Source organism: Pseudomonas orientalis (assembly GCF_002934065.1).
GTDB classification, from domain to species: Bacteria; Pseudomonadota; Gammaproteobacteria; order Pseudomonadales; family Pseudomonadaceae; genus Aquipseudomonas; species Aquipseudomonas orientalis_A.
In genome coordinates this window covers 1,259,622-1,284,803 of the sequence record NZ_CP018049.1, presented here as the reverse complement: position 1 = coordinate 1,284,803, position 25,182 = coordinate 1,259,622, and the positions used below count along the sequence as shown (strand labels likewise).

Genomic DNA, 25,182 nt, shown 5'->3' with positions numbered 1-25,182 from the left:
TCGGGGGCAAGCCCCCTCCCACAGTTTCAATCACATTCGCTCAGCGGACTATTTTGTCGACCTGGATGCCGAGCTTCTTCAGGCGGTACCAGAAACTGCGCTCTGAAATCCCGATGCGCTGCGCCGCCGCAGCCTGTACCCCGTTGCTCTCCTGCAAGGCCGCCAGGATATAAGCCTTCTCCACCTCCGCCAGCGCCGCATCCAGATCCTGCGGCAAACCCGGCCCATCACTCAGGATTGTCGCCGCGCCGGCCTCGGCGGGCCTGGAGGCGAACAGGTAACCCGGCAAATCGATATCTTCGATCACCGGCGACGCCGCCACGATGGTCGCCCGCTCCACGCAGTTTTGCAGCTCGCGGATATTACCCGGCCAGTGGTACGCCGCCATGGCCTGCAAGGCTTCGGGACTGAACCCGCTGATGCGTTTGCCGGCCGTCGCGCTGAGGGTGCGGGCGAAGTGCCGGGCCAGGGGCGCGATATCTTCCACACGCTCGCGCAGGGCCGGCAGCGGAATCGGGAAGACATTCAGGCGGTAATACAGGTCTTCGCGAAACTCCTTGTTGGCCACTGCGTCCAGCAGGTTCTTGTTGGTGGCGGCGATCACCCGCACGTCCACCTTGCGCTCGCGGGGGTCGCCCACCGGCTCGATAACCCGCTCCTGCAGGGCGCGCAGGATCTTGGCCTGCAAGGCCAACGGCATATCACCGACCTCATCGAGGAACAGCGTGCCCTTGTCGGCCTGCATGAAGCGCCCTACCCGGTCGGCCACGGCGCCGGTGAACGCGCCTTTGCGATGACCGAACATCTCGCTTTCCAGCAAACCTTCAGGGATCGCCGCGCAATTGACCGCCACGAACGGCTGGTCGGCACGGCTGCCGTGCTTGTGAATGGCGCGGGCGACCATTTCCTTGCCGGTGCCGCTTTCGCCGGTCAGCAGGATGGTTGCGCTGCTGTCGCGCACCGAGTCCACCGCTTGCAGCACTTTGCGAAACGCCGGGCTGTCGCCCACCAGGCTGTCGAACTGGGCGTGCTCATCCAGCTCGGCGCGCAGCCGTGCGTTATCGCGCATGATGTCGCGAAATTGCAGGGCCTTGGCCACGGTGATGTCGAGTTCGTCGATATCGAACGGCTTGGCAATGTAGTCGTAGGCGCCATTGCGCATCGATTGCACGGCATTTTTCACCGTGCTGTAGGCCGTCATCACGATCACCGGCACGTGTGGATAACGCTGCTTGATCTCGGCCAGCAACGCCGGCCCGTCCATGCCCGGCATGCGCCAGTCGCTGATGACCAGGTCGATGTCCTCCTGCTCCAGCACTTTGAGCGCGTGCAGGCCGTTGCCGGCGGTAAACACCTGAATGCCGTTCTGGCTCAGGGCGGACGACAGCAGTTCACAGAGCTTGGGCTCGTCATCGACCACCAATACGTTATGCGTCATGCCCGTCCTCATACTCGCCGTTGTCTTCACCGTTAGCCGGAATGTACAGGTTGAAGGTGGCGCCGGCATCTTTCTCGGTGACGCACTCGATGCTGCCGTCGTGACTTTCCATGATGGAATAGACCTTGGCCAGGCCCAGGCCTGTGCCCGAGGCCTTGGTGGTGACAAAGGGCGTGAAGATGCGCTCGACCATATCCGCCGGGATGCCCTCACCGGTATCGGCGATGCTGATCACGGTATTGTTGCCCGCGCTGCGGATACCCAGGGTGAGGCGCCCGCCTTCGGGCATCGCGTCGATGGCGTTGAGAATCAGGTTGAGACAGGCCTGCTTGAGCTGCTTGGCGTCGGCGTAGATCGTGGCGTCGGGCGCCTGGTCGTCAATCTGGGCGTCGATGTTGTGAGTGCTCAACTCCGGGGCGCAGAAGCCGAGAATTTCCTCCACCAGCGCGCGTGCCGGTTGCAGGACGCGCATCGGCGGATTGGGCTTGGCGAAATCGAGGAATTCAGTGATCAGTTCGTTGATCCGGCTGACCTCGCTGATGACGTACTCCAGGTGGCGCTTGTCGGTGTCCGGCAGGTCGGCGCGACGATGCAGCAGTTGGGTGGCGGTCTTGATGATGCCCAGCGGGTTGCGGATTTCATGGGCCAGGCCCATGGCGACTTCACCCAGGGCATGCAGGCGGTCACGCCGGCGTAGCTGGGCTTCCAGATGATGCAATTCGCCCAGCCGTGCAGTCATGTGGTTGAACGTGCTGCTCAGTTGCGCCAGTTCGTCGCCGCCGCTGACCACGACGCGGTGCGTGTAGTTGCCGGAGATCACCGCATTCACGCCCTGGGACAAGTCGCGCAGCGGCTGGGTCAGGCGTCGCGACACCCACATGCCTGCGGCCAGCGACAGCGCCGAGCTGACCAGGAAAATCAGCAGGAACAAATTGCTCTGGTTCACCAGCCCCACCAGGCTCGTGTGGCGCAGCAGGCCGCTGAAGATCACGCCTTGCAGCTCGCCGTCGTCGTTGAATATCGGCCAGTACAAGCCGCTGTACTGAGTGGTGAACTGCTCGCTCGGCTGCCGGGTGCTGCGCAGCTCGGCTTCGACGTCTTTGGGAATGCGCGACGGGTGATTTTCGAAACGCTGAGTCGAGAATATCTCGGAAAACCCCGACGTGTTGGCCAGGTACAAGCGCAGGTCGAGGGAATGCACGTCGGCCACGCTGGTGAGGAAACTGCTGTCCAGGTAAGTCGCCACCAGCAGCACATAATCGACCCCATCGCGGGTGGTCTCGAAGGTCGACACCACCAGGCCCGTGCTCACACCGGCCACCTGTATGGTCTGCAACACCGCATTGCTGGTCAGGCTGATCTGCTTGACGATATCGTCGGCGGCGGTGCTGAACAGCACCTTGTGGTCGCTGGTACGAATCAGTGCCACCACATCGATGTCGGTGGCGCTGGCGATGTCGGCGGTGAGCTGGTCATGCCGTTCAGCCTGCCTGGTTGAGGGTGGGCTGGTGTAGCGCAGGAACAGCTTGGCCATGCGCGCGTTATCGTGAAGGATATCGCCGATCTCGTCCTTGACGATCTTGGTCGACTCCTGCAGCCAGATGCGCACGTTGCTGTCGAAAATCTGCGACAGCGTGGTGGCGGCCAGTTCCGCCGCGATCATGGTCGGAATGACGCTGACCAGCCAGAAGGCCAGCACCAGCTTGCGCTGCACGCTCCAGCGTGAAATGGCAAAGGGGCGGGCTTTCTGGCGGGTCTTGGTAATCATCAGGTTTCGCTTATCGCAGCAGCCATGGCAGGGTCGGAACGGTCCGGTCGGATAAACAGTTTTACAAGCGTGAGCAGGCCGTTGACCAGCCGATTGCGGTGGCGGAAAAACAGGCTGTTGCCCTGGAACTGGCATCCCAGGCGCAGTTTACTGGCATAACCGGCCTGGCCGCATTCGTACAGCGCAATATTGTGTTGAATACAGTAGTCGACGTTGGTCAGCCAGCTGCGAAAGTACAGGTTGTATTCACGGCTGAACGTGATGTCATGCCCGAAAAACTTGTCGATCAGCCGATGCTCGTCAAGCAGCATCAGGTTGAACGCCACCAGGTGCTCGTCCACCCAGTAAAGTACACACACCGCACGCGCTTGCAGTTGCTCGAGAATCCCCGTGAAGTAACCGGCGGGCAGGCGTTCGAACTGCAAGTCCGCGCGTGTGAGTGTCGCTTCATAGAGGCGCATCACCTCGGGCAACACATCATCAATGTTGTGTCGCCACTCCACCCGTGGCCCCGGCGCGCGCAGTTTGCGCCGCAGGTCCTTGCGGGTGGACTTGCCCAGCGAGCCCAGGTAGGCGTCCACCGACCCATAGGGTAGCGGCAACACGCCGGTGGGCAGGCTCGGCATGCTTTGAAAGCCTGCGGCGCGACAACTCTGGGCCCAGTGCGCATCGTTGGTCGGTGCGTCCTTGACCGCCAGCAGGCCGATGCCGAACCCGTCGGCATCGCGCCGCGCCGCGATGAGCAATTGCTCGAGCAACAGGGGCCTGCGCCCCTCGGGCACGTGGCTGGCGACACCCGCGTCACACCGTTCGGCCACCGGCGAGCCGAGCGCGTACAGGGCCAACTGCAAGGCCCCCGGCCACAGGCGTTGCAAGCGCTCGGTCAAGCGTTTGCCGACCCCGGACACCGTGGTGTCGAGGCGATAATGGGTCATGAACGCGACGGCCACGGCCACCAGCGCTTGATCTTCGTAGACGGCCAGGTAACGCCACTGGAAGTCATCGATCGCGGCGTTTTCCACGGCGAGGTAATAGTCCCAGTCCTCCAGGGCACCGGGAAAACAGTCATTCCAGGCATCGCGCTGGATAGCCCGGATAGACGGGTAGGCTTGGGTGGTTATCACAGTTTTTCCTTATCAACACCGCCCCTGCTGCAGGAGCGAGCGTGCTCGCGAAAATCGCGCAGAGACCACGTTCAGCCTGGCATTACGCGTTATCGTGAACGACCTTCGCGAGCACGCTCGCTCCTACAGGTCAGCGAATCAGGCCACACGATTGAGATGCATCGAATGCCGCTCGACAAACTCGGCGCTCAACTCGATCACACGGCGGTATTGCAGGTCGACGGTAATCATGTGATAGCAGTTATCCAGCAGAATCTTGGTCACCGGGCCACCGAGGTGGCGCTCCACGTAATCGGCGTTCCAACGGCTGGTGATGTCGTCCTCGATGGAGTGCAACACCAGCGCCGGTGCCTTGATCGCCGGCATGCGCTTCTTGACCACGGCGTTGAGGCGATGCAACTCGCGCACGGTGACGCCTTCCATGGTCAACAACCCCGCCTCGCTGCTCTCTCCCTCCTTCATCTGCCGCTCGACGACGGCCCGCAGGCGCTCGTTCTTGATGCCATAAGGCGGCTTCTCCTCGAAGCTGCAAACGTGCACGCCGAACGGAATCTTCATCAGCAACGGCGTGAGAAACGCCAACTTGTTGATGCTCCAGCCGTCGTACTTCAAGGTGGTGGAATACATCAGCAGCCCGGCGACCTGCCCCGGGTGCTCGGCCGCCACGTACATCGACATCACCGCGCCCATGGACAAGCCGCCGACGAACACCTGCGCGTGACGCCGCTTGACCTGTACGAAGGTCTTGCGCACCCCTGCGTACCAGTCGCGCCAGCCGGTGGCCTGCAGGTCGCTGTTATCGCCGCAGTGCCCGGCCAGGGTGGGCACGTACACCGTGCAATTGCCCGCCTTGACCAGCCCCCTGGCGACCTGGCGCAATTCCGTCGGAGTGCCGGTCAGGCCGTGAATCAACAGAATCCCGACCGGCCCCTCACCGAGAACGAAGCCGGCACCGCCTTCACCGAGGTCGATCTCGCCGATACTCACCGGTTGGTCGCTCGCACCAGCAGTTGCTCGAGCAGCTTCAGGCCCAGGTCGATTTCCGGGTAGCTGATTTCCAGGGACGGTGCCAGGGTGATCACGTTCTTGTAGTAACCGCCCACGTCGAGGATCAGGCCGAGTTTCTGGCCATCGACCACCATGTCACCTTTCATGCCTTCCTCGACCATGTAGTCCAGGGTCGCCTTGTCCGGGGCGAAGCCATCCGGCCCGCAGATTTCGCAGCGCAGCGCCAGGCCCAGGCCGTCGACGTCACCGATGATCGGAAAACGTTTCTGCAAATCCTGCAGGCCTTCAAGGAAGTATTTGCCCTTGGCCATGACCATTGCGCCGTAGTCGACTTCGCTGGTCATCTTGAACATTTCCAGGCCCACCGCCGTGCCCAACGGGTTGGAGGCGAAGGTGGAGTGGGTCGAGCCTGGCGGGAAGATCTTCGGGTTGATCAGCTCTTCTCGGGCCCAGATGCCGCCCAGCGGGTTGAGGCCGTTGGTCAGCGCCTTGCCGAACACGATCACGTCCGGCTGCACGTCGAAGTGCTCGATCGACCAGAGTTTGCCGGTGCGGTAGAAGCCCATCTGGATTTCATCCGAGACCATCAGGATGCCGTGCTGATCCAGGACGTGCTTGAGTTCGCGATAGAAGTTCATCGGCGGGATCACGTAGCCGCCGGTGCCCTGGATCGGCTCCACATAGAACGCCGCGTATTCGCACTGGTTGGTTTTCGGGTCCCAGACACCGTTGTATTCGGTCTCGAACAAACGCGCGAATTGCTGCACGCACTGGCTGCCGTACTCTTCCTTGGTCATGCCTTTGGGGCCGCGGAAGTGATACGGGAACGGAATGAAGTTGGCGCGCTCGCCAAAATGGCCGTAACGGCGACGGTAGCGGAAGCTCGACGTGATCGACGAGGCACCGAGCGTACGGCCGTGGTAGCCGCCTTCGAAGGCGAACATCAGGCTCTTGCCGTTGCTGGCGTTACGCACCACCTTCAACGAGTCTTCAATCGACTGCGAACCGCCGACGTTGAAGTGCACGCGACCGTCGAGGCCGAATTTTTTCTTGGCGTCGACCGCGATCATTTCCGACAGCTCGATCTTGCCTTTGTGCAGGTACTGGCTGGCGATCTGCGGCAGCGTGTCGATCTGCTGTTTCAACGCATTGTTCAGGCGCGGGTTGGCATAACCGAAGTTGACGGCCGAGTACCACATCTGCAGGTCGAGGTAGGCCTGGTCTTCGGTGTCCCACACGTAGGAGCCTTCGCAGCGACTGAAGATACGCGGCGGTTCGATGTAGTGAACGGTGTCGCCGTAGGAGCAGTACTTGGCTTCTTTATCCAGAAGGATCTGGTCTTCGGCGGTGGCAATGCGGATATCAGACATGGTGGAAGAGTTCCTGAGTGTCAGAAGAGGTGTTGAACGTCGTGGCGTTGGCGGCGATGTCTTGCGGCAGCTGAGCCAGCAACGCAGGCACTTGGGCAAAGGTGTCAAAGCGCGCATGGGGAATGCGGTGGGCGACGCAATACTCGGCGAGGCTGCCCTTGGCGAACACGAAGTCGGCGGTAGAGGCCACGCACATGTCGGATTTGCCGTCGCCGATCACCAGCACGCGTTTGTTGCCCGGCGTGGACTTGCACTTGCAGTTGCCGGCAGCGGCGCGGCAGGCATCGCTGGCGTGCGGGAAGTCGATGCGCCAGCTGTTCTGGTCGACCTGGCGCAGGCGGTTGGCGAGGATCGGCAGCAAGGTCACGTAGTTGCGCGACAGAATGCGTGCGATGCCCTGCTCGATGCCGTCGCTGACCACTTCGATGGTCGCGCCCAGGCCCATGACGTGATCGACGAAATCCGGGAAGTCCGGGTCAATCTCGACGCTGTCGAAATACGCCAGCAGTTCGCTGGGGGTGGCCTTGATCAGCGCCAGCTGGCGGCTCAGGCATTCGCGTGAACCGATATGTCCATCCAGCCATTGCTGTTCGATGGTTTCCCACTCGGGGCCGGCGAAGCGTTGGAGGACGTTGTCGATGACATCGGTGGGGGTGATGGTCCCGTCGAAGTCACACACGATATGCCATTGGATCATTGCGTCTACCTTTGGAAAGAGGCGCGCTGTATGCGCTTGCATTACCGGTAGAGCAGGGAGCGTGCCAACCGCGCAAAGCCCGGCGGGGCCGGGGTTTCGCCTGGGCGTGGAGAGGATATGTGTTCGAGAAGCTACAATTTTTGTAGCTTGCTACAAACAAGATGAGTGCTTGCGTGCAAGGCGCCGTCTGCGCGTTCATGCGCGCATGAACTCATCAGGAAAGCGCGCCATGTCCACCTTCACGTCTGCTGTATGCGCAGGATTTCTCGGGCTGTGCAGCGTTTCCACAGCCGCCTGGGCGCAAGGCATCAGCGGCGACGTGGGCGCCGGCCTCAGCTACCAGCCCCATGACCCGACGGGCAGCCGCTACGAAACCCGCCCCGTGCCCTACCTGGACCTGGACTGGGGCGATGTCAGCCTGAGTACCGATGACGGCCTGACCTGGAGCGCGTTGAACACCCATGGACTTACCGCCGGCCCGTACATCAATTACCTCTCCGGCCGTACGTCCAACGGCGCGCTGCAAGGCCTGCGCAATGTGTCGGATATGGCCGAGGTCGGCGGGTTCGTCCAGTACGCCCCGGCCGATTTCTGGCGGGTCTACGCGCAGTTGGGCCAGGCCGTGGGCGGCGGGCATACGCAAAGTGGCGCGCTCGGCAAACTGGGCGGCGAACTGGGCTATCCACTGGGTAGCGGGATTATCGGCAGCACCGGGCTGGTCGCGCATATTGCCGATGCACGCCAGGCCAATACCTTCTTCGGCGTGGACAACCACGAAGCCGCCGCCACGGGCTTTCGGCCCTACACCGCCAGCGGTGGCGTGCAGAACGTGGCGCTGAGCCAGAGCTTCGCGTTCCCGGTGGCAACGCACTGGTCATTGCTGACCAGCGCCAGTTGGGTCCACCTGGTCGGTTCGGCAGCCAAAAGCAGCATCGTCAGGCAAGCCGGCAGCGTCAACCAGCGCCAGGTGCAGACGGCGATCAGCTACACCTTCAATTAAAAGCCATCACTGATCTACCTGATGTATAGAGATCAACATGTGGGAGGGGGCTTGCCCCCGATAGCGGTGGGTCAGTCGCACATGTACTCACTGACACGCCCTCATCGGGGGCAAGCCCCCTCCCACATGTTGAACCGAGCTGGACACACCAGACCGGTCAGTTCTCTTCTCCCTCCGCCAACAACGCAATCCCCGCCACAATCACCGCCACACCCACCCAGTGCAAAACGCTGATGTGCTCCCCCAGCCCCAGCCAGGAACCCAGCAGCACCGCCACAAACACCAGCGAACTCAGGGGAAAGGCCAAAGACAAACTGCTGCGCCGCAGGATCAGCATCCACACAAAAAAAGCGCCGAGATAACTGGCAATCGCCGCCAGAATCCCAGGGTTGCGCGCCACCTGCGTCAGCCACTGCCAGTTGAAATCCATCTGGCCCAATTGATCACCGGCCACCTTGGTAAACAGTTGCCCGGCACTTTCAGTGGCGATCAACAGCGCCCACAGCACCAACGTGCCAAGACGCCCATGCAGCCAGCCCGTATCGAGGGTTTGCGTATTCATGCCTGGCCTCCCGCAATCGCCACCAACATCACACCGAACGTAATCACCAGCGTGCCCAGCCAACGCCGTCGGCTGACGGTTTCCTTGAGCACGACCCTGCCCGCCAGCACCACCAGGCAATAGGCCAACGCCGCCAGCGGAAACAGCAGGCTCAACGGCGCGCGGGACAAGGCTTCGAGCCAGACGAAAAACTCGATCACGTAGGCCCCGACGCCGGCCCAGAGCAGCGGCGCATTGAACACTTGGCCCCAGAACGCGCGCAGGCGAAAACCGCCCTCAAGTTGCGGTAAACGGTCCACGCCCAACTTGAAACACAACTGGCCAATCACATCGAGAACAATCGAAAACGCCAGCAACAGCACCACGGTCAGGGTCACGGGAACAGCTCCTCAAACAGGTCGATCAAGGCTTCATTGGTCGCCGCATTGCGCTGCAAATCCTGCGCGCTCCAACGCTCGGGTGGTGGCTGGTCGGACTTGGCCTCCCAGCGCTTAAAAGCGTTGCTGAAGGCCGGCGCCGCGAACTCGCCGCACACGTCGATGCCAAGGATGCGTTTATGCGCCGCCAACGCCCGCAGGGCCTGGAGCAAGTGGCTCAGGCGCATGCCACCCTGGTCCCAATTGGTGGCGGCGTCTTCGCTGGCCAGTACGTCTTTGTCGATGGTGATCCAGATCGCTTCGGTGGGCAGGCTGGCGATCATCTCCTTGAGGAAGGCCGCCCAATCCAGTTCCGCCAGGTTGCGCCAGTGCAGGTGGTTTTCCTGCTGTTGGTGCCCGGCGCCATCGCCGATCCGGCCCCACACCTGCGACGGCGGGTGCTGCCAGGGAAACAGCTGCAATTGCCCGCGCTTGAGGGCGCCAAGGTTACCGCCGCGCAGTTGCGGGTTATGCAGGTCGTCACTGCAAGGCCCCAGGGTGACGATGCGTTTGATCGCCGGCATTTTCAGTGCGCGGTTGACCCACGAACCACAGTGACGCTTGGGCGCAAAGCGCACCCAGTCGGGGTGGTTGTCGAAGTGGATAAGGCTGACGGGCTCCTTCAGGTCGGCCAGGAACGCCGGCGTGAGGTGGTGGTAGTCGCCGGAGCCGACGAACAGGATTTCCGGGCGTGCATTGCTGGGCCGTGGCCGTTGGGCCAGGCGCTCTACAAAGCGCTTCCAGGTTTTTTCCGTGGACCACAGGCGCAGTTTCGGGCCCAGGTCCAGCAGGTCGAGGCGCGTCGCCCGGCCGCTGGCCAACCGCCGGGCAATCGGTGCCTGACCGGTGAGGCTGTGGTCGAGGTCAAGAATGTTCAAGGTAATGTTTCACCCCTAATGGCAGCGCCCAGCCGCAGACCGGGTGGGCTTTAGAGGGACAATGCAAGGGATGGGCCAGCGAGATATTCAGACCAGCGCAGATCCAAATGTGGGAAGGGGCTTGCCCCGATAGCAGTGTGTCAGCCAACTGATCGGTGACTGACACACCGTCATCGGGGGCAAGCCCCCTCCCACATGTTGATCGGTGTCTGGCTTTAGTTTTTGGACTCAGTGATGATCTGGCGAATCGCGCCAACGAAGGCGTCGGCCGGCTGGCCACCGCTGACCGCGTACTGGTCGTTGAACACGATGGTCGGCACCGACGTCACGCCGCGGGTGATCCACAATTTCTCCTGCTCACGCACCTCGGCGGCATAGTCGTCAGAGGCGAGAATATCGGCGGCGCGCCTGGCGTCCAGGCCAACACTTTCAGCAATGCTCGCCAGGGTCGCGTGGTCGGAAGGGTCCTGGCCGTCGGTGAAGTACGCCTTGAACAACGCTTCCTTGAGGTTGTACTGCAAGCCCTCCATCGCGGCCCAATGCAACAGGCGGTGCGCGTCGAAGGTGTTGTAGATGCGGCTCTGGCCGTCGGTGCGGAAGGCAAAGCCCAACGCGGCGCCCATGTCGCGGATGCGCGCGCGGTTGGCCTGGGACTCTTCGGCGCTGGAGCCGTATTTTTCGGTGATGTGCTCGACTATGTTCTGCCCTTCGGCAGGCATCTTCGGGTTCAGCTCGAACGGCTGGAAGTGAATCTCGGCCTGTACCTCGGCACCCAGTTGATCGAGGGCTTCGGTCAGGCCGCGCAGGCCGATGATGCACCAGGGGCAGGAAACGTCGCTGACGAAATCGATTTTCAGGGGAGTAGTCATGGTGGGCAACCTCGCTGGCATTAATACGCCGCAAAAAGACACACGATACACCCCTTTTACAGCACCTTCGAAGGCACGCCCAAGTCGATCTGCGCCCAGTGCGCGGTATCTTCGCGATGAGCCTGCAAGTACGGCAACACCGCCGCCAGCAGCGGCGCCTTGAACGCCTCCTGGAAACGGTGGGCCAGGCCCGGGATCAATTTCAACTGGCTGCCCTGGATATGCGCGGCCAGATGCACGCCATGCATCACCGGCAGCAACGGGTCGGCAGTGCCGTGGACCACCAGGGTCGGCACCCTCAGTTGGTTGAGCAAAGGCACCCGGCTCGGCTCGGCCAGGATCGCCATGATCTGACGCTTCACGCCTTCCGGATTGAAAGCACGGTCGTAGGACAGCGCCGCCTGATGCAGCAAGGCCTGGCGATCATCCTTCACATTCGGGCTGCCCAGCGCTGCGAGCAAATCGGCTTGCTGTTCCAGAGCCACCTCGCGATTGGGCGCGCTGCGCCGCGAGAGCAACTGCACCAGCGCCGCATTCGGGGCGGGCAGGCCTTGGGCACCGGAACTGGTCATGATCAGCGTCAGGCTCTCCACCCGTTGCGGCGCCATGGCCGCCAGGTGCTGGGCGATCATGCCGCCCATGCTCGCGCCGAGCACATGGAATTGCCGCACCTGCAACGCATCCATCAAGCCCAGGGCGTCGTCGGCCATGTCGGTCAGCGTATAGGGCGCCGCCACCGGCAGACCGAGCTTGTAGCGCAGCACTTCGAAGGTCAGGTTGGCACTGGCCGGGGTATGGCGCCACGTTGACAGGCCCACATCGCGATTGTCATAGCGGATCACCCGAAAACCTTGCTCGCACAGGGCCACAACCACTTCATCCGGCCAATGAATCAACTGCCCACCCAGGCCCATTACCAGCAACAAGGCAGGGTCGGACGCCCGCCCGATACTCTGGTAGGCGATGCTTACCTGAGCCAGATCGACCGTTTGAGTTGCAACGTTGACATCACATCGAGAAGCCGCAAAAGACGGCAGGCCGAGCAACAGAGCGGCCAGAAAAAGCAACACACGCATGGAAAACACCGAAACGCAGAACCCCAGTAGAGCGCCAGTCTGATGAAGTTTGTTCAAGCGCGCTGCCACGCTTGCATGACAATTTGATGAATGACGCTGAACGGTCATCGGTCTCTAACTATGTAGGCCACGACATTCCGCTTGCTCGCCGTTAATGAGGCTCCCTTTATTTACGCGAGCACGATCCCATGGCCCTCCAGGCGCAACTACGCAGCAAGGCCCAGGAACCGATCACCACAGGTCGTGCCATGCGCATTCGCCAGTCACTGCGCATGCTCTACTTCAAGGATTGAAACCATGACCCACCCAACAAGCCCCACCGTTTTCGGCGCCTGGTCTCCACTGCCGCTAACGAGCATTGACGAAGACCTGTTAGTCGACGCCACACAACGCTGGCAAGACTGCCGCCGCGATATGCTCACGCTGATGGCCGGCATTCCCACGGTTCGCAGTTCGATCAACCGCCTGCTCCAAACCGATCTGCAACTGGACGGCGAGCGCGTGATGCTGCAGTTCTCTGCCACCGAACAACGTGGCCGTAGCCTGATCAGCCTGACCGATGCCTGCCTCTACCTGCAACAACACCCCAGCCTGGACACCGCGCAAATACCGGAATGCAACCTGCTTTACCTGCCAGCGCAACACACCTTGGCGCAGCACACCGTTGCCCAACTGCTCAATGAGCTTAAAACCCTGGATCTGGAACAAGCGATAGAGGACAACTGGTTGCGCTATTGGCGCACGGAGCGGGGCCCCAATACGCCTCTGACCTGCCTCAACCGGGCGATCGAACTCTACCGGATCCACTTCGAAGCCAGCGGAGAACACTTGCTGGCCGAAAACAAGGTCCATCCCGAAGTGCTCACACCGTTGTTCTCACTGATCAACCCGGTAGCGCCCACGGCCGACGCGCCAAAATTCTGCGCCGAGCAGCTGTTGCTCAAGCGCACCGGGGCCAATACCATCGCGCTGCCCGGCGCCTGGGTCCTGACCCTGGATACAGAACAACCGGTCAGCCAACTGGTGTACCTGCCGACACAAGCGCCTGCCTGGCATTCCTTTAGCCGGCGCCTGGACCTGGAACGTTGGTTGCTTGACCGACAAACCACATTGTTCGCAGCCAGCGACATCGATCCCCTGGCCATCATCGAGTACGAGATCAACAACAACCCGCTGGAAGCCGGCCTCAATCTTTGGCTCAAGCAGTTGGCCAACCAGCAATACGAGGACGCGATCAAGCCGTTGGCCCACGTCAAGATCCACGATGCCTACCAGGCCGGCCAGCATATTGACCAACGCGATGTTCAGCGCCGGACCCAGGCACTCTTTGCGCAAGCGCCCGAACAACCGGGGACGACCGTCGATGCACAAGTCGACAGCGACCTGCCACAGTTCGGCCTGCTGCATAACGGCATGCACGCCAGCCAACGCAAGGTCCTGATACGACAGCACCGCCTTGCCCTGGAAAAACTGCTCGGCAGCAACACCCCGACGAGCCCGGCCTGGCAATCGTTCAAACAGCAACTGGACAACCTGAAAGTGCAGCAACGCGCCGCTGAAGAGGCGGCACGCGCCATGCTGAACCGTAGCCACTTGGATTTCGCCACACTCAATACCCACTACTCCGCGCTCTACCAGGCGCGCCTGCTGGGGCTGCGGATCGAAGCGAACATCCAGCGAACCCTGGACCAGATCACCGAAGCCGAACTGCTACAGGTCACCAGCGCTCTCGACACGCCTAAGCCGGACGTCATGGCGTTGATATTGTCGGTCAAGCGGCCCGGCGATCTCCAACCGACACACACCGAACTCAACGGGCCGCTGGTTTTGCTCCCCCCCCAAGACCCGCAAACCCCAACCACCGGCAGCGGCACACATTTCGTCTACTGGCCCGGTAACGACGGCGGCTTGCAACGCTTCGCCTCCCGACAGGCGCTGGAAGACGCCTTGTTCGCCATCCATCCCCAAGATGAGGTATTGGCCCTGCGGTTCAAGCCATTGGACCAAGATCCCTTCGAGTACAGCTTGAGCAGCCAACAAGTCGCCGTCGAAGAACAAGCCGCGAGCCTGCGCCAAATCTGGTCCGCCCCGGGAGACGCCGCAACGCTAGCCGATGAGTTGGAAAAACTGCGCGCACAAACGCTGCCGGGCTTGCTGATCCCGGATAACGCGGCACGCGAGGCCGCGTACCTGCAACTCATCGAGCAATACAATACCCAAGTGTTGGCCAACGACATGCAACCGTGGATGCGCATACAGCCCACAGAAAAACACGAAGCCCTAAAGATGCTGCTGAGCGCCCATATCCCCGCGCTGACCCGCTCACAGGCCTTGTTTGAACGCTCGCTGCCAGCACGTGACGTGTTTGTCAGCCAACAGCTGGATGCACGCTTGCGCAAGGATTTCGGCATTAAAAAAGCCTTTACCCTAGAGCTGGAGCTGCCCGACTCGGTGGCGCAAAAGCGCGACATCGTCGCCGGTGCCGGGCCAGGCTCGCCAATCAAAATGATCGATATCCCCAGCGCTGAACGCAGCAAGATGTCCCTGGAGACCGTGGCCTTACTCAACATCGGCTCTGATATTAGTCTGCGCCTGGGGTTCGTGAGCGTCGAAGTGACGGCCGATGATCCCCTCGAAGGCAACACTCTGAAGGCGGGCATCACCAGCCACTATCTGGCGGCCATGGTCAAGGACCTTAATCTGGCGCAACGCTATGAAACGCTGATTACCAGGGCCTTCAATGGCGCACCAGAGGAGTCCACATTCCATAAACAGTACCGCCGCGAATGCCTGGTCGAGCCCCTGCGTCTGATGCTCAAGGCCCAGGGCCTGCTGGCAGTCATGCAGAACCATATCAACAACGACGAACTGAGTACTCTCAATATCGCGATCGACGCCGATACCCAGAGCGCCTGGGAAGTCGATGGCAAGCGTATCCGCCTGTTGCCGGCCCACCTGAGCATAGGCGGCAAAGACACAAACCATCAGAGCCCGATCACACTCTCGGGTATCACGTTCATCGAGGAACAGAACACCGGGAGCATCGTGCTCTACCTACCCGACGCCCCCGACCAACGCTACCTACGCGGTTATGCGAGCCTTGAAAAGGCGCGCCTTGCTCTGTTTGAACTGTGCCGGCTCGACAGCCTGTTGAACTATGTCGCGGGCCGCGCAATCAAGGGGGACGTACGAGCACACATCAGCCGCATTGGCCAGGCCATCGACAAAAACCAGAACGAGATGATCCAGACAGGCTTTGCTTGGCCGGCCACCACTTCGCTGGCTGTCCATCAGTTGAATGCCCATATGGGCCGCTTGCTCGAAGCCCATCGTAATGACTCACGCTCCAACGACGATCTGGCCAATGAAAAGTACCATCTTCAAAGCGCCAAGTTGTTCAACGGCATCAAAATCGCCCTGAGTATTATCCCGATGATTGGCACCGCCGTGTCCCTGGCAGACGCTGTCACCAACCTGTATCAGGCGGTGGCTGCGTTTCGGCGCGGTGACATAGGCGACGGCATCGACCTGCTGGCCTCAGTGTTCGAAAGCCTGGTGTATGCGGCCATGGATGCCCTGGCCATGGCCGCCGTGCCCAGCACACGCGCCAGCACCGCCCGCCAACTGACCGCAGCGCGCCAAGCCAAACAAGTGCCGAAGCCAAGCTTATGGCGAACGTTGAAGCAGCGCCAAGGCACCACCACCCGGCAGCGCTTCGCAGGCTTCGAACACCCCGCCCCCCTTGCAAGCGGCAGCCTGCAACCGGTGCTGACCGGGCCCTATCGCCACACCTTGCGCCATAACGTGTCCGGCGATTACTTCATACTCAGTGAAGGGCGTTATTACAGAGTCAGGTACGACGCTGGCACCGGAGAAATGCGCCTGATTACCAGAAACAGGTATGACAGCCTGATCGTTGAACTGGACCATGCCCTGCAATGGGACACCTACGGTGCGCTGCATGGTGGTCGCAACACCGTTTATGGCGGTGGCAGCCGGCGCAGAGGGCATGGGCAAGCCCAGCCGGGCAGCGTTCCACCAGCGGTCAATCGGCAACTCCCGGCACCCGCGCTGGAGGTCAATACGCGGCGCGCTACGCTCGGTAACGATGTGACAACCCAATACAACAACCTTAAGACCCAAGTCGATGCCAGCACCGCAAAGTTAAGAAAACACGCAAGCGACTATCCAACCCCCTCAACCACGTCCACTCAAAGAACAACAGACAGCAAAGCCCTGGATGTCGACCTGGCCAGGGACATCGAAAGCGCCAAGAAGATGTATACGTCGCTCGAACTGGCCCAGCAACAGCAAGTCCGCCTACCCGACTTCAACTATGCTGCAGAAATGAGTAAAACAGCCCACATTGTGTCGGACCGACTCAATCACCTGATTCACCATGCCAGCAACCGGTCCGTGGCGTCACTTGACCGATCCATGGCGATCACCCAGCAACTGGATAGCCTGTCTCCAGCCTCCCCCACAACTCAAACACTGCTCAGTGAAGTGAGGCAATGCCGCCTGGCCATTCTTGATGATCTTAACGTGATAGAGCGCTCGATGAAGGACATGGGCACCTGGAGCAAACGCATTACCGCCAGACCGCCACGCACTGAGGTCGCGGCCAACCTGGCTCATTGGAAACAAAAATTTACCGACCTGCGCATTACCAGCATGCGCAGCGGCCAACTGTTGCACCCAATCACCCGCCGACAGCCAACCGTGAGCATTGACTGGATCTACCAGGAAATCGCGGTGAATCAGGCCAGGCACAACGTCAGCCGCGCTCTAACCGCACACATGACCCTGTCCGAAGCCAATATCAGCCGGGTTGAACGCAATCGAATATTGCAGAACTGCATCAAGGTCTATGAAGAGTTTTCCCGTGATCTGAGTGCCTGGAACGAGAAGTCACCAGATCATTTCGATCCGAACTTCCTCCAACTCATGCAAAAGGACCTTGACCGCTTGGTTCGAAAAGCCGACCGGGCCATCAAGAGACCCGCTTCCGAGCCCAATCCAAACGCTACTCGGACCGCCTTTGAAACCGAGGACGGGCAACTACTGATAGGCACCGAAAAACCCGCCGGGCAACAATCACCGCGACAATTCATCATCAGCGACGCCGACGGCAACCCCACTGAGGTATGGGATAGAGTTGGCGACAGCAACACCTACCGTTTGAACCCGACCCAGAGCCAACCTGCCGCCGCCCCGCCTGCGCTGCCCACCGACCGCCGCGCCACGCTTGCGGATGCCCGTACCCGCCTGGACGGAGTGGATGCTTTTGAAAAGCAGGTGCAAGGGTACAAAACCATGGAGCCGATCAACCTCGAACACAGGCTGGTCACCGAAGCCAGACAACTCAGGATTCGCGCCAATAACGTGCAAAGCCTGGACGCGGGCAACCCGATTGTTGATCAATTGCGCACTCGTGCAACTGCGCTTGAACAGGCAGGCGAAGCCTTACGGATCCAACGCAGCCTGGAAAGCCCAACGCCGACTGAAGGCTACCTGGACTATCTGGTCGGTAAAGGCCGAGTGGTGATTCGAAAAATCGGCGCGCGTAAAAAGCTCAGGGACAAACGCCCTGACGGCAAAGACGACTACCTGCAGGAATACGAGATCTACGACTCGAACCGGCAGGCTAAGGCTGACCAACCGATCTGGTACGCACACTTTCACTATGACGCGCCGCAGTCCTCGTTCGACAGTTTCCCCAAGGCGCATTTAAAGCGCTTTGAACAACGCTACCTGGGCATGAAATGGCAAGCCGCAGCAGAGGGACTGGCATTTGCAGACACTAAAATCTGGCGTGGGTCTATCGAAAAGCCCTTCGCCAGAATGCACTTCCAGGCGCTGAAATAACCCCGACAGGCAGGCGGCCAACATGAAGAGCGCTCAATGAATTATTATTGAGCGCAAATTTTATTCATGGAGGCCGCCGTGCTGGAAATTCGTCATCTAAAAACGCTGCACGCGCTGCGCGAGGCCGACAGCCTGGTGGAAGCCGCCGAACGCCTGCACTTGACCCAGTCCGCCCTCTCCCATCAGTTCAAAGAACTGGAAGAGCGCCTGGGCATGCCGCTGTTCGTGCGCAAGACCAAACCGGTGCGCTTCACCAGCGCTGGCCTGCGCCTGCTGCAACTGGCCGACGCCACTCTGCCACTGCTGCGCGGTGCCGAGCGCGATATTGCGCGGCTGGCTGGCGGTACCGCTGGGCGCTTGCACATGGCGATCGAATGCCACAGTTGTTTCCAGTGGCTGATGCCGACCATCGACCAGTTCCGTGATGTCTGGCCGGAAGTCGAATTGGACCTGGCCTCGGGCTTTGCCTTCGCGCCGCTGCCGGCCCTGGCCCGTGGCGACCTCGACCTGGTGGTGACCTCCGACCCGATGGAACTGCCAGGCATCACCTACGTGCCGCTGTTCACCTACGAAGCCATGCTGGCGGTGGCCAACCAGCACGCGCTAGCGAACAAGTCTTACATCGTGCCGGAAGACCTGCTGACAGAAACCCTGATCACCTACCCGGTGGAACGTGACCGCCTGGACATCTTCACCCGCTTCCTTGAACCGGCCGACGTCGAACCCGCCCAGGTGCGGACCTCGGAGCTGACCGTGATGATGATGCAACTGGTGGCCAGCGGCCGTGGGGTGTGCGGCATGCCCCACTGGGCGCTGCATGAATACAGCTCACGCGGATATGTGAAGGCCAAGCGTTTGGGTGAGAAGGGTTTGTTCGCTACGTTGTATGCGGGCATTCGTGCCGACATGCTCGATGCGCCTTACATGCGCGACTTTTTGCTGACGGCCAAAGACACCTCGTTTTCCACCCTGGATGGCGTCAGCGCAGTGCGTTGAGCTACAGCATGTCGACTCAATGTGGGAGGGCGGTGCGACGATTCGACTTGCGCCATCCCACATTTGGCTATCATGAGGCGCGGATATGGGAGTGCTTCGTCGAGCGCGCAAGCACGTTGCCACAGTCCTCCGCCAAGGGAAAAGCTTACTCGCCGGTCATTGCTCTTGATGAAACGCAGCAGTGGAATACTTACTCGGCGCTGCATGACGGCCGTCTCACCGGATATGGTGGTGGCAGCGGACGGGGACGGGGAGCATCGGGCGCGGGTCCGAGCAGGCCAGTCGCCCTAGAGCAACAGATGCCCGCGTCCGCGTCCACCCCCCCATCTGGGTCGCTCATTTCCACTATGTGGCGCAGGACTCGGCGTTCGACAGTTTCGTCAAAGCGCATTTGAAAACACGTGCACAGCGCTCGCTGGGAATGACCTGGCAAAAGGCTGAAGTGAACACCGGAGCCACCTTCGCGGACGTTGAGATTTGGCGCGGCAATATTGATAAGCCCTTTGCAAAGAAACACTTCGAGGCTCTGAACTAACTTAAATGACGCAAGGGCGAACATGAGGAGTTCGCACCACGCTTTCGTGACAGCCTGAAAGCCGACAATCATCCCACTGATACCCAGCGATCCAACTGTGGGAGCGGGCTTGCCTTAATGCCAGTCAGTCAAGGCTTTTTGTAGGAGCGAGCTTGCTCGCGAAAGACGCACAGACGCCGCGTTATTCAGGAAGCCCGCGTTATCGTTGACGTTTTCGCGAGCAAGCTCGCTCCTACAGAAGGCGATGACGTTAAACTGATTGGCATTAAGGCTTGCCTGCGAAGGCGGCCTGGCAGTCGACCAAGATGCTGGATCAGACTGCCGCCTCGCAGGCAACTCGGCTCATCGGTCACACCGCGGCGATGCTATCGCGGGCAAGCCAGCTCCCACCTTGGACTTCAGCCAACCTGGAGTTCGCGCCACATGTGGATCTTGTCGAAATACTCGACACCTACCCGCACCGCCAGTGGCTCGAGGCCGTACTGGATGAAGCCGCAGCGTTGGTAAAGTGCCAACGCAGCTTCATTTCCAGCGGTGACGGTCAGTTGAATCAGTTTCAAGCACGGATGCCGGCGAGCTTCCTCAAGCGCTGCTTGCACCAACTGCCGCCCCATTCCCTTCTGCTGATAAGCCTCGGTCACGTACAGGCCGAACAAGGTCACCTTGTGCCGCGCCTTTTCGCGAGGCTCGTAGGCCAGGCCGACGATACCGGCCAGTCGCTCTCCATCAAAGCCGCCCAACAGGCAATCCAGCGGGCTGTCGAGACGCTTTTCCCACCAGCTCAATGGCATCGAGGCACGCTCCGCGACACTGGACGTGAACGCTTGGGGATAGGCGCCATAGGCCTCGAGCATCAATGCCCGATAGGCTTGCGCATCGTCGGCGTCCAGCGGGCGAATCATCATGCGCTAGCCAGCGAATCGCGATAGAACGGCAGGATCAAATCGCGCGTCAATGGCGCCAGATGCAAGTCACCTTCGCCCATGGGGTCGATCCAGCACACCTCTTCAATCTCTGCTGAAGGGGTGACGGCGACGTCGACCTGCACCTTGAACAACGCAGCCTCTACGGTAAAACCCGGCTCGTTGGCCGCAGGCGCCGAGAATAGGCCAAGATAGACGGCTTGGTTTGGATCAACGCGCAGGTTCAGCTCCTCGTGCAACTCACGGACGAGCGCCTCGGCAGGTTGCTCGCCGGCGTCGATCTTGCCACCCGGTTGCATGAAAGCCAGGGTATCGCGCTTGCGCACCAGCAGGGTTTGGCCGTCGCCACGGATCAACAGCGCGGCTGCAATGCGGATAATCTTGGACATGAAACGCCCTCCCTCGGATTGAAAAGCGGCCAAGGATCCCATGCACATTCTGCACACGCAACTCGCGCGCGCAGAGCGTTTTTTTCCGACATACATACACCGCAAAGCCCAGTTTCGGCCGCGTGTACCAGCAGCAACTGGCCGAGATATTTCCCGATGTACATCTTCGCGCACGTCATAGAACAAACCGGCGCTTCCCTGAAACTCAATTTGATCACTCAAACCCGCCAGCAGCTCGGCGTGCTGGATGAAGCTGAGTTTCGCCGCTGGCTATCGAACCCGAGAAGCTTGAGCCGAGCCAATCAAGAGCGATTATGCAGTTCCATTCTGAACCTGCGATTCGAGCTGTCCACGCTTGAACATATACACCTGTCGACACAGCATTTCAGGCAACCTCTGTCTGCGCTGGACAAAGAGGAGCTGTTTAAGAAAGCCAGAAGGCTCATTGGCAAAAACGACAACTTCGACAAACAAATCAGAACATCGATTCCCCGCGTTCAAACCCATAGGGTTGAAAGGCCAGGGCCGGCGCTGCCTCGCGTCCCGGAAGTCCTGCCCACTCGCAACCCACACATCAACGTCGTGAAGCTGGATGATCTGGCGCGCACCCAGAAAAAACTCCTGCCCGCCCCCGCCACGGCCAAACTTGAGGAAATCATCCAGGATATCCAGGCCGGCCGTCTCAGCCGCAAGCGAAGAGGCAACTACACCTATGTCGATCTACCCCAGGTAGAGGCCGGCTCGGGCCGTGGTCTATGGCGCGTGGCGATTGAACAAAACGGCAAGGACGGCGGCAAAAACGTCTACATCATCAGGGGCATCTTTGATTACCACGCCAGCAAGCACGTAGCCTGGGGCGTTTAGCTACAGGAGTGGCGGTACCTCGTCGGGCGCCTTGATAAACACGCTGTACTTGGCGCCCTCCATGGCCTCGAATGCGATCAGCTTGTCCACCAGCGGCAGGTTCAGCACCTTGCCGGCGTTGAGCAACAGCATGCCGTTGTCGGCATTGAGGTTGCGCGCCAGCACCATACCGTCCTCCAGCTCGCGGGTGGTGAGGACTTTGACCGTAGGATCGCCCAGAGTCACATCGCTGAGGAAGGTGGCGCAGGCCTGCACGAAATCCTCCACCAGCTCCGAGTCATACAGGCGCCCGGCGTACTTGCGGATATACAGCAGCGCTTCGTCGCTGTTCAGATGCCGCTCCAGGATCAAGCCCTTCTGCAACTCGATGAAGTCCACGGCCAGCTTCAACAGCCGCGAGCCGGGCGGGATCGCGTCGCCCTTGAGGTGGTCGGGAAACCCCGAGCCGTCCCAGCGCTCCTGGTGATGACGAATGATGCGCGCCGCGTCCTTCATGGGCTCCAGCGTCATCAACAGCGACTCGCTCTGGGTCGGGTATTCGCGATACAGCGCGCGGTCGGTACTGTGCAGCTTGTCCGATGGCGCAATCATCATGCTGTCGTTCCAGCTGAGTTTGCCGATGTTGTAAAGCGCGGCGGCCATGGTCAGGTCGCGGGTGCTGGCTTCATCCATCGACTGGGCGGCGCAGTACACGCGGATCAACTCGATCAACGCGCGGTTGGTCTGCTTGTCTTTGGGCAGGCGCAGGTTGGCCAGCAGGGAAAACACTTCGGTACCGGTCACATAGCTGCGCTTGAGCTCGTCGTAGGCCAGGTCGAGCATGTCGGCGGTCTGTTGCAATTCGGCGGTGCGCGCCGTCACGCGTTTTTCCAGGGTGGCGTTGAGCGCCTTGAGCTGCTCGTGCTGAGCCTGGGTGAGACGTTCGAGCCGCTGGTGTTCGAGGGTTTGCTGCAGGATCAGCTGCAACTCCTCATCATTCCAGGGTTTGCTGATGTAGCGGTGGATCTGGCCGTCGTTGATCGCCTTGATCATAGTGGTCAAGTCGGCGTAACCGGTGAGCAGAATGCGGCGGGTACCCGGGTAGAGACAGTGGACCTCGGCCAACAGCGTGGCCCCGTCCATACCCGGCATGCGCGCATCGCTCATCACCAGATCGATGGGCCGGGTCGCCATAATCTCCAGCGCCTGAGCGCCGCTGGTGGCCAGCACGACGTCATAGGGCTGGCTGCGCAACAGGCGGCGCAGGCTGTTGAGGATCGATTCTTCATCGTCGACCAGCAAAACGGCGGGCTTGGGAGCGAGTTGTTCATCCATGGCGACTCTGCCTTCAAATTAAATCAAGTTAAGCTAAATTGAACCGCTATAACACGTATACGGTGTTGATTTGACGCGAAGTAGCCGCCGATATCAAGGTAACTCAACTATGCTGTCACGGCAGATGTGCACTTCGTTCAACTGTAGAACCAAGGAAGGAATCGTTATGCCATCGACCCTTTTGCATCTGTGGAGCGCGCCATGAATCCGGAGCCGGGACGCGCCAACCGTCGCATACTCATCGTCGATGACACCGCTTCGATCCACCAGGACTTTCGCAAGATCCTCTGTGCCGACGAGCACGGCGAGCCCTCCCTCGATACCTTGGAATCAGCTCTTTTCGGCACCGCCGCGCCAGTACGCCAGGCATTCGAGCTGGACTCTGCCTACCAGGGTCAGGAGGCACTGGTGCTGGTAAACAAGGCACTTGAGGCCAATGCGCCCTACGCCATGGTGTTTATCGATATGCGCATGCCCCCCGGCTGGGACGGGCTGCACACCATCGAACAGCTGTGGGACGTCGACCCCAACCTGCAAATTGCCCTGTGCACCGCCTATTCCGACTATTCCTTCGAGGCCATCGAAGCGCGCCTGAAATATAACGATCAGTTGCTGATCCTGAAAAAACCCTTCGATGCTTTGGAAATCCGTCAGATGGCCAGTGCGCTGACCTGGAAATGGCAACTGGCCCAGGACGCCGTGCTCAAGGTGATCGGCCTGGAACGCACCATCGAAGAACGCGTGCAGGAACTGCTCAAGGTCTCGCACCTGTTGCACTACGACGCCTTGACCGAGCTGCCCAACAGTACGCTGCTCGGTGACCGGCTGACACAGGCCATCGCCCTGGGCCGGCGGCATGACACGCAACTGGCGGTGATGTTTATCGGGCTCGACCGCTTCAAGCGCATCAACAACGCCCTGGGCTACCCGGCGGGCGACGAGGTACTTCAACAGGTGAGCCAAAGCCTGGTGGCGACGGTGCGCGCGTCGGACTCGGTGTTTCGCTACGGCGCCGACGAATTCGTGATCCTGCTCAACGACATCCAACATCCCCTGCAAACCCAGCATATTGCGCAAAAGGTGCTCAATGCCGTCAGCGCGACCCGTCACGTCGCGGGGCATGACCTGAGCGTGACCGCGAGCCTGGGGATCAGTATTTACCCCAACGACAGCAGCAGCGCGGTAGGTTTGGTCAAGCAGGCTGAAACCGCCATGCACACCCGCAAGGAACGCGGCCGGAACGACTTCAGTTTTTATACCGAAGACATGAACCTGCGCGCACAACACCAGCAAAACCTGGAGAGCGCGATCCGCCAGGCGTTAGACCGCGATGAGTTCGTGGTGCACTACCAGCCCAAGCTGAATCTGGACTCCGGGCGCATCGTCGGCGCAGAGGCGCTGACACGCTGGTCACAACCCTACGGTCGGGTCAGCCCGGCCGAGTTCATTCCGGTCGCCGAAGACAGCGGTCTGATCGTGCGCCTGACCCAGTGGGTATTGCGCCAGGCCTGCGCACAAGCCCAAGCCTGGCGGGAGATGGACCTGGCGCCGCTGTGCATGTCGGTGAATATCTCGGCAGTCGACCTTCGACAACGTGACTTTGTCGACAACCTGGTTGCCATCCTCGAACAGACCGGCCTGCCGCCAGCCATGCTGGAGCTGGAAATCACCGAGAGCGTGCTGATGCGGAATGTCGACGAAACCGTCGATACCCTGCAAAAGATCAAGGCCATGGGCGTGCGCCTGGCCCTGGATGATTTCGGCACCGGCTACTCCAGCATCACTTACTTGCGGCGCTTTCCTATCGATGTGCTGAAAATCGACCAGTCCTTCGTAAGCGGCCTCGGTGTGAATCACCAGGATGAACAATTGATCAGCGCTATCATCGGCATGGGCAAGAGCCTGGCGCTGAACATCATTGCCGAAGGCGTGGAAACTGTCGAACAACTGAATTTCCTGAAAGCCAGGAGGTGTGAAGAAGGTCAGGGCTTTCTATTCAGCAAAGCGTTGCCGCCCAAGGATTTCGTCCAGTTGCTGCACGCGAAGTGCTCGAGCCTGATGCCCGATCAATCGCCCTAGGCCTGCAA

General features: G+C 60.5%; 19 protein-coding genes. 5 read left to right on the top strand and 14 right to left on the bottom strand.

Going from position 1 to position 25,182, the window contains the following annotated elements:
* Positions 1-40: 40 nt before the first annotated feature.
* The 6 genes from BOP93_RS05615 to BOP93_RS05590 form a co-directional block, all read right to left on the bottom strand.
* Complete coding sequence (locus BOP93_RS05615) at positions 41-1,438, bottom strand: sigma-54-dependent transcriptional regulator (RefSeq protein ID WP_104501852.1); 1,398 nt, start codon at positions 1,436-1,438, stop codon at positions 41-43.
* Positions 1,428-3,206, bottom strand: coding sequence for a sensor histidine kinase (locus BOP93_RS05610; RefSeq protein WP_104501851.1), 1,779 nt, complete (start codon positions 3,204-3,206; stop codon positions 1,428-1,430). Before BOP93_RS05610 ends, BOP93_RS05615 begins: the two co-directional genes overlap by 11 nt.
* Entirely contained in the window at positions 3,206-4,330 is a 1,125-nt protein-coding gene (locus BOP93_RS05605) for a GNAT family N-acetyltransferase (RefSeq protein WP_104501850.1), read from the bottom strand. Before BOP93_RS05605 ends, BOP93_RS05610 begins: the two co-directional genes overlap by 1 nt.
* Before the next feature lie 138 nt (positions 4,331-4,468).
* Positions 4,469-5,317 carry an alpha/beta hydrolase gene (locus tag BOP93_RS05600; protein WP_104501849.1) on the bottom strand — a complete coding sequence of 283 codons (849 nt, stop codon included), beginning with the start codon at positions 5,315-5,317 and terminating at the stop codon, positions 4,469-4,471.
* Positions 5,314-6,708: an aspartate aminotransferase family protein gene (locus BOP93_RS05595; RefSeq protein ID WP_104501848.1), complete on the bottom strand. Its 1,395-nt coding sequence runs from the start codon at positions 6,706-6,708 to the stop codon at positions 5,314-5,316. Before BOP93_RS05595 ends, BOP93_RS05600 begins: the two co-directional genes overlap by 4 nt.
* Entirely contained in the window at positions 6,701-7,405 is a 705-nt protein-coding gene (locus tag BOP93_RS05590; protein ID WP_104501847.1) for an MtnX-like HAD-IB family phosphatase, read from the bottom strand. The genes BOP93_RS05595 and BOP93_RS05590 overlap by 8 nt, the downstream gene beginning before the upstream one ends.
* Positions 7,406-7,634: 229 nt before the next feature.
* On the opposite strand from BOP93_RS05590, the gene BOP93_RS05585 reads away from it, so the two are divergent.
* Positions 7,635-8,405 carry a MipA/OmpV family protein gene (locus BOP93_RS05585; RefSeq protein WP_104501846.1) on the top strand — a complete coding sequence of 257 codons (771 nt, stop codon included), beginning with the start codon at positions 7,635-7,637 and terminating at the stop codon, positions 8,403-8,405.
* Between the two features lie 157 nt (positions 8,406-8,562).
* Here BOP93_RS05585 and BOP93_RS05580 read toward each other — a convergent pair whose 3' ends face one another.
* The 5 genes from BOP93_RS05580 to BOP93_RS05560 form a co-directional block, all read right to left on the bottom strand.
* Positions 8,563-8,967, bottom strand: a complete 405-nt coding sequence (locus BOP93_RS05580; RefSeq protein WP_065934513.1) for an EamA family transporter — start codon at positions 8,965-8,967, stop codon at positions 8,563-8,565.
* Positions 8,964-9,344, bottom strand: a complete 381-nt coding sequence (locus BOP93_RS05575) for an EamA family transporter (protein WP_065885975.1) — start codon at positions 9,342-9,344, stop codon at positions 8,964-8,966. Before BOP93_RS05575 ends, BOP93_RS05580 begins: the two co-directional genes overlap by 4 nt.
* Entirely contained in the window at positions 9,341-10,261 is a 921-nt protein-coding gene (locus BOP93_RS05570; RefSeq protein ID WP_065885974.1) for an arginase, read from the bottom strand. The genes BOP93_RS05575 and BOP93_RS05570 overlap by 4 nt, the downstream gene beginning before the upstream one ends.
* 215 nt (positions 10,262-10,476) lie before the next feature.
* Positions 10,477-11,130, bottom strand: a complete 654-nt coding sequence (locus tag BOP93_RS05565) for a DsbA family oxidoreductase (protein ID WP_104501845.1) — start codon at positions 11,128-11,130, stop codon at positions 10,477-10,479.
* Positions 11,131-11,186: 56 nt separating this feature from the next.
* Positions 11,187-12,206, bottom strand: a complete 1,020-nt coding sequence (locus BOP93_RS05560) for an alpha/beta fold hydrolase (protein ID WP_104501844.1) — start codon at positions 12,204-12,206, stop codon at positions 11,187-11,189.
* 297 nt (positions 12,207-12,503) lie between these two features.
* On the opposite strand from BOP93_RS05560, the gene BOP93_RS05555 reads away from it, so the two are divergent.
* Both BOP93_RS05555 and metR read left to right on the top strand, forming a co-directional pair.
* Complete coding sequence (locus tag BOP93_RS05555) at positions 12,504-18,074, top strand: dermonecrotic toxin domain-containing protein (protein ID WP_104501843.1); 5,571 nt, start codon at positions 12,504-12,506, stop codon at positions 18,072-18,074.
* A 78-nt stretch (positions 18,075-18,152) separates the two neighbouring features.
* Positions 18,153-19,070, top strand: coding sequence for a transcriptional regulator MetR (gene metR / locus BOP93_RS05550; protein WP_104505242.1), 918 nt, complete (start codon positions 18,153-18,155; stop codon positions 19,068-19,070).
* Positions 19,071-20,003: 933 nt separating this feature from the next.
* Here metR and BOP93_RS05540 read toward each other — a convergent pair.
* Together BOP93_RS05540 and BOP93_RS05535 are read right to left on the bottom strand one after the other, a co-directional pair.
* Entirely contained in the window at positions 20,004-20,510 is a 507-nt protein-coding gene (locus BOP93_RS05540) for a GNAT family N-acetyltransferase (protein ID WP_104501841.1), read from the bottom strand.
* Positions 20,507-20,917 (bottom strand): NUDIX hydrolase, encoded by a 411-nt coding sequence (locus tag BOP93_RS05535; RefSeq protein WP_104501840.1) that lies wholly within the window; start codon positions 20,915-20,917, stop codon positions 20,507-20,509. The genes BOP93_RS05540 and BOP93_RS05535 overlap by 4 nt, the downstream gene beginning before the upstream one ends.
* A 156-nt stretch (positions 20,918-21,073) precedes the next feature.
* On the opposite strand from BOP93_RS05535, the gene BOP93_RS05530 reads away from it, so the two are divergent.
* The gene (locus BOP93_RS05530; RefSeq protein WP_104501839.1) at positions 21,074-21,781 is read left to right on the top strand and encodes a hypothetical protein; all 708 of its coding nucleotides are present in this window, start codon (positions 21,074-21,076) and stop codon (positions 21,779-21,781) included.
* On the opposite strand, the gene BOP93_RS05525 is transcribed toward BOP93_RS05530, so the two are convergent.
* A complete protein-coding gene (locus tag BOP93_RS05525) occupies positions 21,782-23,095 on the bottom strand; it encodes an HD domain-containing phosphohydrolase (protein ID WP_104501838.1) in 1,314 nt (437 codons plus the stop codon). It lies immediately after the preceding gene.
* A gap of 201 nt (positions 23,096-23,296) precedes the next feature.
* On the opposite strand from BOP93_RS05525, the gene BOP93_RS05520 reads away from it, so the two are divergent.
* Positions 23,297-25,174 carry a putative bifunctional diguanylate cyclase/phosphodiesterase gene (locus BOP93_RS05520; protein ID WP_104501837.1) on the top strand — a complete coding sequence of 626 codons (1,878 nt, stop codon included), beginning with the start codon at positions 23,297-23,299 and terminating at the stop codon, positions 25,172-25,174.
* Positions 25,175-25,182: the final 8 nt, after the last annotated feature.